The following is a 12755-nucleotide window of genomic DNA, read 5'->3' as shown; positions in this document are numbered from 1 at the left end:
CCTGCCGCGCGGCACGGACCTGCTCCTCCTGCGCCAGGCGCTCGGCATCGAGCGCCCGCTGGCGACGCTCCTGCAGCACCGGATCCGGAGTGCGGGTGTAGCGCACCGCCGGGGCGTCCGGCTCGGGCGCGGAATGAGCCGGCGCGTCGTAGCCCTCCGGGGTGATCGAAGCGGGACGGCGCGGCGAACGGATCAGCACGCGCGGGCTCGATGCGCCGTGGTCGATCCGGCTCTCGCCGGTCGAGTCCATGGCCGCGATGCCCGAGGAGCGGGCGAGATCGGGGGTGGCGCGGTCGTCGAAGACATGGTCCGGCCAGGCCTGCGCCTCGGCCCACTTGCCCTGCTCCAACCAAGGCTGGGCCTGGGGAGCGGGGGCGTCGTGCACCATGTCCCGGGGGGCCGTGAGCCAGGATTGCGCGGGGCGCGGCGAGACCAGGCTCGGGCGCTGGGGCGGTCCGGCGAGGCGCCGGGTCAGGCTTGCGCGCAGGCTGATCAGCCTGTGCGCGAGGGCGCCCAAGGTCAGGCCGGGGCGGTCGCCGCCGCGTCCGGGCCGGGAGGGATCACGATGAGAATAGGGAGGCCGTCCCGATGCGCGCATGATGCTCTGGATTGACTCGAAGGGTACGGGTCCGCGTCCTCGACAGGAGCGGTTCTTCCCCAAGCTAGAGCCAACGTCGTTAACAGACGCTTGCCCGCATGCCGCGAAGTGTCGGATCTCCGGAGACCGGGCGCGCTCGCCTCCCCCTGGAGCCCCGGCGTGTAACGGGTTAGATGAGGGAACCCGATGAAGCGTCTCGGATCAAACGGGTTTCCCTCGGCAGAGCCTGCCCGCTCAGCCCCGCGCGCCGCGGACGCTGCGTCACCCTTGCGAGAGGCACCCCGCCCCTTGGCCGAAACCACACGAAGCTTCGCCTTCAAGTCCCTCTACCGTCACGGTTTCGCCCGTGTGGCGGCCTGCGCCGGACGAAGCCATCCGGCCGATCCTGAGCGCAATGCCGACGAGATCCTGGCGCTCGCCGGCAAGTGTCATCGGAAGGGAGCGGTCCTCGCCGTGTTTCCGGAACTCTGCGTCTCGGCCTATGCCATCGAGGACCTGCTGCTGCAGGCGACCCTCCTCGACGCGGTAGAGACGGCGATCACCCGCATCGTCGCGGCCTCGGCCGAGCTGACACCCATCCTGGTGGTCGGCGCGCCCCTGCGCTGGCGCCACCGGATCTACAATTGCGCGCTGGCCATCCATCGCGGCCGGGTGCTCGGCGTGGTGCCCAAGAGCTACCTGCCGAACTACCGGGAATTCTACGAGAAGCGCCATTTCGCCTCCGGCGCCGGCCTCCTCGGCGAATCGATCACCCTCGGCGGGGGCGATGCGCCGTTCGGCACGGACCTGCTCTTCTCGGCGGACGACCTGCCCGGCTTCACCCTCGGCATCGAGGTCTGCGAGGACCTCTGGGTGCCCGCCTCCCCCGGCACGGATGCGGCCTTGGCCGGCGCCACCGTGCTCGCCAACCTGTCGGGCAGCCCGATCACCGTGGGGCGCGCGGACTCCCGGGCGCTGCTCACGCGGTCGGCCTCGATGCGCTGCGCCTGCGCCTATGTCTACGCGGCGGCGGGCCTCGGCGAATCCACCACCGACCTATCCTGGGACGGCCAGACCAGCATCGACGAGGCCGGCATCCGCCTCGCCGAGGGCGAGCGTTTCGCCGCCGGTCCGGTTGCGACGCTGGCCGATATCGACCTCGATCTCCTGGCCCAGGAGCGGCTCCAGGCGGGCAGCTTCGACGACAATGCGCGCGGGCGCGGCCTCTCCTACCGCACGATCCGCTTCCGGCTCGATCCGCCCTCGGGCGATCTCGGCCTGATGCGCCGGGTGGAGCGCTTCCCATTCGTGCCCTCCGACATCGCCCGCCTCGCCCAGGATTGCTACGAGGCCTACAACATCCAGGTGGCGGGCCTCGCCCAGCGGCTCGCCGCCACCGGCACTAAGAAGGCCGTGATCGGTATTTCGGGCGGCCTCGATTCGACCCATGCCCTCATCGTGGTCGCGAAGGCCTTCGACAGGCTCGGCCTCCCACGGTCGGACATCCTCGCCTACACCCTGCCGGGCTTCGCCACGTCGGACGCCACCAAGAACAATGCTCACGCGCTGATGGCTTCCCTCGGCACCACGGCGGGGGAGATCGACATCAGGCCGGCGGCGCGGCAGATGCTCGCCGATATGGGCCACCCGTTCGGGCGGGGAGAGCAGGTCTACGACGTCACCTTCGAGAACGTGCAGGCGGGGCTGCGGACCGATTACCTGTTCCGGCTGGCCAACCACAACGGCGCCATCGTCATCGGCACGGGCGACCTGTCGGAACTTGCGCTCGGCTGGTGCACCTACGGCGTCGGCGACCAGATGAGCCATTACGGCGTCAATTCGGGGGTGCCCAAGACGCTGATCCAGCATCTGATCCGCTGGGTCATCGCCAGCGGCCAGATCGGCAGCGGCGCCAACGCCACCCTGCAGGCGATCCTCGCCACCGAGATCTCGCCCGAGCTCGTACCCACGGAGGAGGGCGGCTCGCCCCAGAGCACGGAGGCCAAGATCGGCCCCTATGCGCTGCAGGATTTCAACCTGTTCTACACCCTGCGCTACGGCTTCCGGCCCTCGAAGATCGCCTTCCTCTCCCTTCATGCCTGGGAGGATGCGGAACGCGGCGCATGGCCGCCGGACTTTCCCGCAGCCAAGCGCCAGGCCTATGCGCTGCCGGAGATCCGCGCCTGGCTCGGCGTGTTCCTGCAGCGCTTCTTCGGCTTCAGCCAGTTCAAGCGCTCGGCCATGCCCAACGGCCCGAAAGTGGCGGCCGGAGGCTCGCTCTCGCCGCGCGGCGACTGGCGCGCCCCCTCCGACGGCAATGCCCGGATCTGGCTCGACGAGCTCACCCGCAACGTCCCGGAAAACTGATCGACACACTCCGGTCCGATTATGCCACTATCAGCCAGAGTCGGGGTGGCCAGTCGGAGACCGACCGATGCAAAGCTACAACGTGTTCTGCCTGAAGAGCGTCAGCGGCCTGTGCTGCGCGGTGCCCGAGAGCCGTGCCGTTCCGAGCTTCCTCAGCGGACGGAACTGGGCGTTCAGCGGACGGCTGAGCGACGAAGCCGAGGCCCCGGCCGATTTCGACGAGCGGGCCGCGACCACGGCGGTGCGCTTCAACGGCTTCTACCTGTTCGAGACCATGGACCGGCGCTTCAACTGAGCGGGAGCGCCCTCGCCGCGGCGATCATTCCTTAAGGGACCTCATGCGATGGTCCGGCCGGTCGCACCAAGCGGAGTCGGAGGCCGACCGTCATGTCGGACAAACGCAAGGAAGCGCGGCAGAGGACGTTCCTCAAGGGCCGCATCATCTTCAACAACGGCGCGTCGAGCATGGATTGCCTCGTGCGCGACCTGTCGTCGATCGGCGCGCGCCTCGCCCTGACAGAGACCGCGACCCTTCCGGAGATGTTCGACCTCTTCATCCCCCAGAAGGAGCGGACCTATAAGGCGAATCTGCGCTGGCGCCGTGCCGACGGCATCGGCGTCGCCTTCGTGGACGAGACCACAGCCGCCACTCCGGTTCCGTCGCCCCAGGCCGATCCGGCCGCGATGCTGACCCTGATCCGTCGCATTGCCGAACTCGAAGCCGAGAACGCCGCCTTGCGCCGGCTGATCGCCGCGACACCGGCACCTGCCAGCGTCGCCTGATCGTTCACGCCGCGTCGAGGGCCGCCCGGATCTGCGCCGCGTGGATGCCGAGGAGATCGCTGTCGGCCATTCCCCCCGTATGCCGGCCCAGCGCCACGCCGTCGAAGCGCGGCACGATGTGGATGTGCAGGTGGAACACCGTCTGCCCGCCGGCCGGCTCGTTGTACTGGAAGACAGTCAGGCCGTCGGCCGCGAAGGCCGTCTTCACCGCGCGGGCGACGCGCTGCACGGTCCTGACGGTGGCGGCGAGGGAATCCGGGTCGGCATCGAGCAGCCCGCGCGCCGGGGCCTTGGGGATCACCAGGGTATGACCCGGCCCCTGGGGCATCACGTCCATGAAGGCGAGGGTGTGCTCGTCCTCGTAGACCTTGTGGGCGGGAATCTCGCCGCGCAGGATCTTGGCGAAGACGTTCTGCGGATCGTACTGCGCAGCTTCGGCGTTTGAGGACATCGGGGCCGGTCTCCATCGCGGATGTGCGTCTGCGGTTTTCCGGCCGGACCTTGCACAGACTGGCCCCCGGCGTCCACGGCGCGGGGCCGTCCCTTCGATGAGAGTTTCGCCGGCATGGCGCATGAGAGCAACGGCGCGATCTACACCGCCGCAGGGGCCAACCTCGCCATCGCGGCGGCGAAGTTCGTGGGCGCCTTCTTCACCGGTTCCTCGGCCATGCTGGCGGAGGGCGTGCATTCGTTGGTGGACACCGCCAACCAGATCCTCCTCCTCGTCGGCCTGTCGCGGGCCAAGAAGCCGGCCGATGCGCGCTTTCCCTTCGGCTATGGGCGCGAGGTCTATTTCTACGCCTTCATCGTCGCGCTGTTCATCTTCCTCGGCGGCGGCGCCTTCGCGGTCTACGAGGGCATCCACAAGATCCACTACCCGGAGGCCTCCGCCGACGCGGTGATCTTCGGCCGAACCATTCCGGGCTTCTGGGTCAACCTCTCGATCCTCGGCTTCGCGGTCCTGGCCGAGGGCTATTCCTGCGCCGTCGCCCTCAAGGCGTTCTGGGCCGAGAAGGGCGACCGGGAGGCGATCACCGCGATCCGCCGGAGCAAGGATCCGGCCCTGTTCACCGTGCTGATCGAGGATGTCGCCGCCCTCCTCGGGCTGATGGTCGCCCTGGCGGGAGTCATCCTCGCCGAATGGCTGCAGATGCCCAGCCTCGACGGCTGGTCCTCCATCGGCATCGGCGCGATCCTGATCGGGATGGCGCTGTTCCTGATGATCGAGACGCACGGCCTCCTCGTCGGCGAGGCGGCGGCCCCCGAGACCGTGGCGGTGATCGAGGAGACGGTACGGACCGAGCCCGGCGTCCGCCACGTCAACGCGGTGCTGACCCAGCATCTCGGCCCCTCCGACATCCTGGTGAATGTCAGCCTCGACATGGAGGACGACCTCAAGGCCGGCGAGGTCGAGGCGATGGTCGGCCGTCTGGACGCCCGGTTGAAGGCGCGTAACCCGGCGGTGAAGCGGGTCTTCATCGAGATCCAGGCGAAGGAATCCGCCGCCTGACGCTCAAGTGCCGGCCAGGGCCTTCGCGATGTCGCCTTCGAGATCCGCGGGCTTGGCGGTGGGCGGGTAGCGGCCGATGACCTTGCCGTCGCGGCCCACCAGGAACTTGGTGAAGTTCCACTTGATACCCTTGGTGCCGAGGAGGCCGGGCTTCTCCTGCTTCAGATGGGCGAAGACCGGGTCGGTGCCGGCCCCGTTCACCTCCACCTTGGCGAGGACCGGGAAGCTGACATCGTAGGTCAGGCTGCAGAACTGCGCGATCTCCCCGGCATCGCCCGGCTCCTGGGCGCCGAACTGGTTGCAGGGGAAGCCGAGCACCACGAGCCCCTCCTCGCGGTGCTTGCGCCAGAGCGCCTCCAGCCCCTCGTATTGCGGGGTGAAGCCGCATTTCGAGGCGGTGTTGACCACGAGCACGACCTGCCCCCGGTGCCGGTCGAGGGGATAGGGCGTACCGTCGGCGGCCTTGGGCGTGAAATCGAACAGGCTGGTCATGCGGCGGTGCGCTTCTCGACGAGGCGGGCGAGGTAGGAGCTGCCCAGGGGGATGATGCTGTCGTCGAAATCGAAGGCAGCGTTGTGCAGGCCGGGTCCCGGCGTCCCGCCGATCCAGGCATAGGCCCCCGGCACCACCATCAGCATGTCGGCGAAATCCTCGCTGCCCATGCGCGGCACCGTGTCGTCGTCGACCCCCTCGGACCCGAAGATCTCGCGGGCGATCTCGGCCGCCGCGGCGGCATGGGCGGCGCTGTTCTCCAGCACCGAGAACGTGTCGCGGATCTCCACCCCGATCTCGACTCCGTGGGCGAGGGCGATGCCCTGGGCGACCTCGCGGATACGGCGCGAGACGAGCGTGCGCACGGCCCGATCGAAGGTCCGGACCGTGCCGGCGAGATGGGCGCCCTCGGGAATGACGTTATAGGCCGCGCCCGCATGGATCTGGGTCACCGAAAGCACGGCGCTCTTCAGAGGGTCGGCATTGCGCGAGACGATGGATTGCAGCGCCTGGACGAGGGCCGCGGCCGCCACGATGGAATCGAGGCCGCGATGCGGTTCGGCCGCATGGGCGCCGCGCCCGGTGATGCGGATATCGAAGAAGTCCGCCGCCGCCATCATCGGCCCGGGGCGGATCTTCAGCTTGCCGTGCGGGCCGCTGGGGGTGTTGTGGAGCCCGTAGATCTCGTCGCAGGGGAAGCGCTCGAACAGCCCGTCGGCCAGCATGGCGCGGGCGCCCCCGAGCCCTTCCTCCGCCGGCTGGAACACGAACAGGGCGGTGCCGTCGAAATCCCGCGTCTCGGCGAGGTAGCGGGCCGCGCCGAGCAGCATGGTGGTGTGGCCGTCATGGCCGCAGGCGTGCATCTTGCCCGGAATCGTGGAGCGATGGGGGAGGTTGGTCTCCTCCTCGATCGGCAGCGCGTCCATCTCCGCCCGCAGCCCGATGCGGCGGCCGTTGGCCGAGCGCCCCTGCAGCACGCCGACGAGCCCCGTTCCGCCGAGCCCGCGATGGACCTCGATGCCGTAGCTTGCGAGGTGCTCGGCCACGAGGTTCGAGGTCCGCACCTCCTCGAAACCGATCTCGGGATGGGCATGGATGTCCCGGCGGATCGCCGTGAGGTCGTCGGCGAAGGCCTTGATACGGTCGATCGGGCTCATGGGCGCTCTTCGTCCTTTTCGGTCTCGGGATCGGCCATCGTGCAGTCCCGGCGAAACGGCGTCATCTCACCGAGCACCGAGGCCGCCTCGAGCACATGGTCGCGCTCGCGGCGGAGATAATCGGCGACGGCGCGGCGCAGGGCGGGATCGGCGATGTCGTGGGCCGAATGCATCAGCACCGGCCGGTAGCCGCGGGTGAGCTTGTGCTCCCCCTGCGCCCCGGCCTCGACCCGCTTCAGCCCGCGCCGGATCGCGAAATCGATGGCTTGATAGTAGCAGACCTCGAAATGCAGGAAGGGGTGGTCCTCGACGCAGCCCCAGTTGCGGCCGTAGAGCGCGACATCGCCGACGAAATTAATGGCGCCTGCCACGTAGCGGCCCTCGCGCTTGGCCATGATGAGCAGGATGCGCTCCGGCATGCGCTCGCCGATGAGGCCGAAGAACTCGCGGTTGAGGTAGGGCCGGCCCCATTTGCGCGCGCCGGTATCGGCGTAGAACTCGTAGAACGCATCCCAATGGGCCGGCGTCAGGTCGGCGCCGGTGACGTGCTCGATGGTGATGCCCTGGCTCAGGGCGTCGCGGCGCTCGCGCCGGATCGCCTTGCGCTTGCGCGAGGAGAGCGCCCCGAGGAAATCCTCGAACCCGGCATAGCCGGCATTGTCCCAATGGAACTGCTGGTCGAGCCTCTGGAGGAGCCCCAGCGCGCCGGCCTGTTCCCATTCCCGCTCCTGCATGAAGGTGACGTGGATCGAGGAGGCCTTGGTCTCCGCCCGGAGCGCGCGCAACCCGGCGATCAGCGCGGAGGCGGCCTCGGCCACGTCCTGGCCCGGCGCGATGAGGAAGCGCGGGCCGGTGACCGGCGTGAACGGCACGCTGACCTGGAGCTTGGGGTAATACGCCCCGCCCGCGCGCTCGTAGGCATCGGCCCAGCCATGATCGAACACGTATTCGCCCTGGCTGTGCGACTTGAGATAGCACGGCGCGACCCCGACGAGCCGCCCCTCGCGCTCCACCGCCACATGCAGGGGCAGCCACCCGGTCCTGCGCGAGACGCAGCCCGAATCCTCCAGGGCCGAGAGGAAGGCGTGGGAGACGAAGGGATTGTGGGTCTCGTCCCCCGCCGCCAGGGTCTCGGGCGACGTGGCGCAGGCATCCCACTCCGCCGCCGGGATCTCGGCGAGGCCGGTGACCGCGCGCACCTGCAGGGTCGGTGCGGGATCCAGTTCTGGCTCGGCTACCGGTCCGGTCTTTTCCATGACCGCAATCTAACCCTGTCGGGCGAGGGGACAAGCGCGCGGTGCGGACGCAGACGCCGACCGCCTCCGGGGGCCGATCTCGTAGAACACGGCCCTTGCGGCTCGAAGGGCCCTGGATCAAGAATGACGGAAACTATTCCCGAGGAGGGATGAGATAGATGGGACCGACGGCTCTCGATGTCCGCCCCGGCAGCGAAAGGCGGGCACCGCCGGATGACTTCGCCGACGATGTCCTGATCGAGATGGCCAATCTCGATGAGCAGGACACCAACGTCCTCGGCACGATCTTCGTTTCGACGGCGCTGGGTTCGCACGGCCCTCGGGTGAAATGGTATCCCGACCGTGCCGGTCGCGACCTGCCCTGCCTGATCGTGTCAATCGGAGCCGATCCGAAAGTGCGCGACGATTTCTTGCCCAAGGGCGCTTCCCGCCTGGCGAAACCGCTCGTGATCGCATGGGTGCGGCTCAACCACCTAGCCCTGCTCCGATTCTGGACCGATGGCGCATCCTGGAACCGCCGCGAAGTCACGGCCTTCCTCGACGGACTTGTCCCGATTCCGAAATAGACCGTCGGCCCTCGCATCGTCGTTCACAGGAAGACCGCCCCCCATCACGCCGATCCTCAGGGCCGAAACCCCTCGAACACCATCTGGTCCGCGTGCTCGTGCGCGCGTTGACGCTGGTCGGGATTGCGCACCGTCCAGGTCATCAGCGGCATCCGGCCGAGATGGCGGCAGAGATAGGTCGCGGCACAGGGCAGGTCGTCCACGCGCCAGGACAGGAAATCGGGGCGACTCGCTTCGAGATGCAGCAGGTCGGAGAGTGAGCGCCGCAGGCTCTCCGGCATCAGCGCATAGGCCGGATCGTCCTGGGCGGTCTCGCCGACGATTCCGCGCGGGATGTCCGGCGCGAGACCGGCGAAGGCCTCGATCAGGGCCGGGTCGAAGGACTTCACCGCCACCGGGCCGTCATACCCCGAGACGATGGCGGCCACGCGCTCGACGAGGCGCAGGTCGCCGGTGAAGCGCGACTTGACCTCGACCACGAGGGGCACCCGGCCGGCGATGGTGGCGAGGGTGTCGGGCAGGGTGGGGATCGTCTCGGGCGAGCCGGCCACCGCCAGGGACCGGAGGGCGTCCGTCCGCGTCTCGGCCACGAGGGCGACGGCGCCGGTGAGGCGCCCGAGCGCCTCGTCGTGGAACACCATCGCCTCGCCGTCGGCGCTGAGCTGCACGTCGCACTCGATGGCGTAGCCGCCGGCGATGGCGGCTTTCACCGCCGCCAGGGTGTTCTCGGGGATGCCGGCGGCCCGGTCGTGCAGGCCGCGATGGGCGATGGGCGTCGCGGTGAGCCAGGCGGGGGCGTTCGACCCCATCCTCACTTGACCTCGAACATCGCCTCGACCTCGACGGCGGCGTCGAGGGGCAGTTCGGCGACGCCCACGGTGGAGCGCGCGTGTCGGCCGCGATCGCCCAGGATCTCGACCATCAGGTCGGAGGCCCCGTTCATGATCCCGGCGAGGCCGGCGAAGGTCGGCACCGCATTGATGAAGCCGCCGAGGCGCAGGCATTGCACGACGCCATGGTCGAGATCGCCCACGGCCGCCTGCACCTGAGCCAGCACGTTGAGGGCGCAGAGCCGGGCGGCGGCGATGCCGGCCTCCGGGGAGATCTCGGCGCCGAGCTTGCCCTTGTGGGCATCGGCGAGCTTGCCGTCGGCGCCGAAGCAGATCTGGCCGGAGATGATCACCAGATTGCCGGTGCGGATGAAGGGTACGTAATTCGCCACCGGGGCCGCGGCTTTCGGCAGCACCAGGCCGAGGGCATCCAGGCGTTCCTTGACCGTGCTCATCCGTCCGTCCTTCCCTGAAGGCATGCCATTTTCGGGGGCGCGCCCGACGGGGCGGCACAGAGCACACTTGCTCCGAGCCGCGCAAGCTCGGAGCCGCGTTCCCGGCCATCCGAGCCGCACCCGCCGCGCGGGCATCGCAGGACCATCGGCGGGACCGCCGGATCGTGTCCTCGCGCACAGCTTAACCCTCAGGCATGTCAGGCATATGAACCCGGCCGATCATTGACAGAACCGGCCAATTCTCTAGTAATCACAGCGGTGCCGCCCGGTTTCGAGGCGGCACTTTCATTTGGTGCCGCGGCACGTCCGTGTGCCCGCTTTGACGATGGGAAGTCGGGATCGTGACATCCGCCCTTCTGCCGACCTACGCCCGGGCTCCGATCGCCTTCGAGCGCGGAGAGGGCGCCTGGCTCGTGACGCGCGACGGCGAGCGATATCTCGATTTCGGCGCCGGCATCGCCGTCAACGCCCTCGGCCACGCCCATCCGCACCTCGTGGAGGCCCTGACCACCCAGGCGCAGAAGCTGTGGCACACCTCGAACCTGTTCGAGATCCCCGAGGGCGAGCGCCTCGGCCGGCGGCTCGTGGACGCGACCTTCGCGGACGTGGCATTCTTCGCCAATTCCGGGGCCGAGGCCAACGAGGCCGCCATCAAGATGGCGCGCAAGTACCATGCGGCGGGCGGACACCCGGAGCGCTTCCGCATCGTCACCTTCGAGGGTGCGTTCCACGGGCGGACGCTGGCCACCATCGCGGCGGGCGGACAGCAGAAGTACATCGACGGCTTCGGCCCGAAGGTGGACGGATTCGACCAGGTGCCCTTCGGCGATCACGACGCGCTGGTGGCGGCGATCGGCCCGGAGACGGCCGCCCTGATGATCGAGCCGATCCAGGGGGAGGGCGGCATCCGCACGGTGCCCACCGAGATGCTGCGCGGCCTGCGGGCGCTCTGCGACGAGCACGGCCTGCTCCTGATCATGGACGAGGTCCAGACCGGCGTCGGCCGCACGGGCCGCCTGTTCGCCCATGAATGGGCGGGCGTCACACCCGACATCATGAGCGCGGCCAAGGGCATCGGCGGCGGGTTCCCCCTCGGCGTCTGCCTCGCCACGGCGGAGGCCGCGCGCGGCATGACGGCGGGGAGCCACGGCACCACCTTCGGCGGCAATCCGCTCGCCATGGCGGTGGGCAATGCCGTCCTCGACGTGGTGCTCGCCGACGGCTTCCTCGACCACGTCCTGCGGATGGGCCTGCTCCTCAAACAGCGTCTCGGCGCCGTCATCGACCGGCATCCGGGGGTGATCTCGGAGATTCGCGGCACCGGCCTCATCCTCGGGCTCAAGCTCGGCGTGCCCAACACCGCCTTCACCGCGGCGGCGCGCGACGAGCGCCTGCTGGTGATTCCCGCGGGCGACAACGTGGTCCGACTCTTGCCGCCGTTGATCGTCTCCGAGGCGGAGGTGGCCGAGGCGGTCGAGCGCCTCGACGCCACGGCCGGACGACTCGGCGCGCAGATGCGCGGAGCCGCGGAGTAACGCATGGCCGTCCGGGTCCGGACTCGTCGCCGGACCGCGACGCCCGCAACGTCGATATGCCCAACACGAAGAACGAGCCGATGATTCCCCAGACCAACGGGACCGCCACCAGGCCCCGCCACTTCCTCGACCTGAAGGACTTCTCCGGCGAGGATCTGCGTGAGGTCCTGACCTCCGCGGCCGCGATGAAGGGCCGTCGCCGCAAGGGCGAGATCGCCGCCGAGCGCCCGCTGACGGGCAAGACGCTGGCGATGGTGTTCGATCGGCCCTCCACCCGCACCCGCGTCTCCTTCGACGTCGCCATGCGCGAGCTCGGCGGTGAGACGCTGATGCTGACGGGCAGCGAGATGCAGCTCGGCCGGGGCGAGACCGTGGGCGACACCGCCCGCGTGCTGTCGCGCTACGTCGACGCGATCATGATCCGCATCCTCGACCACGACACGATGCTGGAACTGGCCGACTTTGCGGAAGTGCCGGTGATCAACGCCCTGACCAAGGTCTCGCATCCCTGCCAGATCATGGCCGACGTGCTGACCTTCGAGGAGCATCGCGGGCCGATCCAGGGGCGCACCATCGCCTGGTCGGGCGACGCCAACAACGTGCTGGCCTCCTGGGTGCACGCGGCGGCACGGTTCGACTTCACCCTCAACATCGCCGCCCCCCTGGAATTGTCGGCCCCGCCGTCCCTCCTCGCCTGGGCCAGGGCCGAGGGCGCGCGCATCAACGTCACAACCGACGCCTTCGAGGCGGTGGACGGGGCGGATGCCGTCGTCACCGATTGCTGGGTCTCCATGGGCGACGACGACGAGCATTACCGCCACAACCTGCTCTCGCCCTATCAGGTCAACGCCAAGCTGATGGCGGCGGCCAAGACCGACGCGATCTTCATGCACTGCCTCCCCGCCCATCGCGGCGAGGAAGTGACGGCCGAGATCATGGACGGCCCGCGCTCGGTGGTGTTCGACGAGGCCGAGAACCGGCTCCACGCGCAGAAGGGCATTCTGGCGTGGTGCCTGGGGGCGTGAGGAACGGCCCGGACGCGCTCGCCCATATCCGCTGACGACGATCTCGGTCGAGACCTTCCGACTGGGCCGGTGGCGGATGTGGTGTTCGCGCGGGACGGAAGGCCGTGTGAAACGGCGAGCTCATCCCTATATCCGGTCCTGGATGCACGGTAGGCGGTCGAGTCCCATACTCGACGATGCAGACAGTCGCGATCCTCGCAGC

Annotated in this window: 13 protein-coding genes and 1 pseudogene; 7 read left to right on the top strand and 7 right to left on the bottom strand. The window is 69.1% G+C overall.

What is annotated here, in order from left to right; all coding sequences use genetic code 11:
* Window positions 1–598, bottom strand: a pseudogene (locus FV220_RS05240) (DNA translocase FtsK); the annotation flags it as partial.
* Between the two features lie 288 nt (window positions 599–886).
* On the opposite strand from FV220_RS05240, the gene FV220_RS05235 reads away from it, so the two are divergent.
* The 3 genes from FV220_RS05235 to FV220_RS05225 all read left to right on the top strand — a co-directional run bounded on the left by FV220_RS05235 (window position 887) and on the right by FV220_RS05225 (window position 3727).
* Window positions 887–2944 carry an NAD(+) synthase gene (locus FV220_RS05235; RefSeq protein ID WP_147830028.1) on the top strand — a complete coding sequence of 686 codons (2058 nt, stop codon included), beginning with the start codon at window positions 887–889 and terminating at the stop codon, window positions 2942–2944.
* A gap of 67 nt (window positions 2945–3011) precedes the next feature.
* Window positions 3012–3239, top strand: a complete 228-nt coding sequence (locus tag FV220_RS05230; RefSeq protein WP_027173053.1) for a hypothetical protein — start codon at window positions 3012–3014, stop codon at window positions 3237–3239.
* A gap of 92 nt (window positions 3240–3331) precedes the next feature.
* On the top strand, window positions 3332–3727 hold the full coding sequence (locus FV220_RS05225; protein ID WP_147830026.1) for a PilZ domain-containing protein: 396 nt from the start codon (window positions 3332–3334) through the stop codon (window positions 3725–3727).
* Between the two features lie 4 nt (window positions 3728–3731).
* Here FV220_RS05225 and FV220_RS05220 read toward each other — a convergent pair whose 3' ends face one another.
* A complete protein-coding gene (locus FV220_RS05220) occupies window positions 3732–4178 on the bottom strand; it encodes an HIT family protein (RefSeq protein WP_056142492.1) in 447 nt (148 codons plus the stop codon).
* 114 nt (window positions 4179–4292) lie between these two features.
* Here FV220_RS05220 and FV220_RS05215 point away from each other — a divergent pair, with 114 nt between their 5' ends.
* Window positions 4293–5237 (top strand): cation diffusion facilitator family transporter, encoded by a 945-nt coding sequence (locus tag FV220_RS05215; RefSeq protein ID WP_056142489.1) that lies wholly within the window; start codon window positions 4293–4295, stop codon window positions 5235–5237.
* A gap of 3 nt (window positions 5238–5240) precedes the next feature.
* Here the strand turns inward: FV220_RS05215 and FV220_RS05210 are convergent, their stop codons facing one another.
* Genes FV220_RS05210 through FV220_RS05200 form a run of 3 tightly spaced genes read right to left on the bottom strand, consistent with a single transcriptional unit; the run spans window position 5241 to window position 8142 of the window.
* Window positions 5241–5729, bottom strand: coding sequence for a glutathione peroxidase (locus FV220_RS05210; protein WP_147830024.1), 489 nt, complete (start codon window positions 5727–5729; stop codon window positions 5241–5243).
* Window positions 5726–6886 carry a M20 aminoacylase family protein gene (locus tag FV220_RS05205; protein ID WP_147830022.1) on the bottom strand — a complete coding sequence of 387 codons (1161 nt, stop codon included), beginning with the start codon at window positions 6884–6886 and terminating at the stop codon, window positions 5726–5728. The genes FV220_RS05210 and FV220_RS05205 overlap by 4 nt, the downstream gene beginning before the upstream one ends.
* Entirely contained in the window at window positions 6883–8142 is a 1260-nt protein-coding gene (locus FV220_RS05200) for a GNAT family N-acetyltransferase (RefSeq protein ID WP_056142481.1), read from the bottom strand. The genes FV220_RS05205 and FV220_RS05200 overlap by 4 nt, the downstream gene beginning before the upstream one ends.
* 158 nt (window positions 8143–8300) lie before the next feature.
* Between FV220_RS05200 and FV220_RS05195 the strand changes: the two genes are divergently transcribed.
* Window positions 8301–8708, top strand: coding sequence for a hypothetical protein (locus FV220_RS05195; protein ID WP_147830020.1), 408 nt, complete (start codon window positions 8301–8303; stop codon window positions 8706–8708).
* A 56-nt stretch (window positions 8709–8764) separates the two neighbouring features.
* Here FV220_RS05195 and FV220_RS05190 read toward each other — a convergent pair whose 3' ends face one another.
* Both FV220_RS05190 and FV220_RS05185 read right to left on the bottom strand, forming a co-directional pair.
* Window positions 8765–9517 (bottom strand): glycerophosphodiester phosphodiesterase, encoded by a 753-nt coding sequence (locus FV220_RS05190; protein ID WP_147830018.1) that lies wholly within the window; start codon window positions 9515–9517, stop codon window positions 8765–8767.
* Window positions 9518–9519: 2 nt separating this feature from the next.
* Window positions 9520–9993, bottom strand: coding sequence for a RidA family protein (locus FV220_RS05185; protein ID WP_018044106.1), 474 nt, complete (start codon window positions 9991–9993; stop codon window positions 9520–9522).
* Window positions 9994–10334: 341 nt separating this feature from the next.
* Here FV220_RS05185 and FV220_RS05180 point away from each other — a divergent pair, with 341 nt between their 5' ends.
* Entirely contained in the window at window positions 10335–11528 is a 1194-nt protein-coding gene (locus FV220_RS05180) for an aspartate aminotransferase family protein (RefSeq protein WP_018044105.1), read from the top strand.
* Between the two features lie 56 nt (window positions 11529–11584).
* On the top strand, window positions 11585–12553 hold the full coding sequence (gene argF, locus FV220_RS05175) for an ornithine carbamoyltransferase (protein WP_246689384.1): 969 nt from the start codon (window positions 11585–11587) through the stop codon (window positions 12551–12553).
* Window positions 12554–12755 lie beyond the last annotated feature (202 nt).

This window comes from Methylobacterium sp. WL19 (assembly GCF_008040005.1).
GTDB lineage: Bacteria > Pseudomonadota > Alphaproteobacteria > Rhizobiales > Beijerinckiaceae > Methylobacterium > Methylobacterium bullatum.
This window is presented reverse-complemented; position numbering and strand designations above follow the sequence as displayed.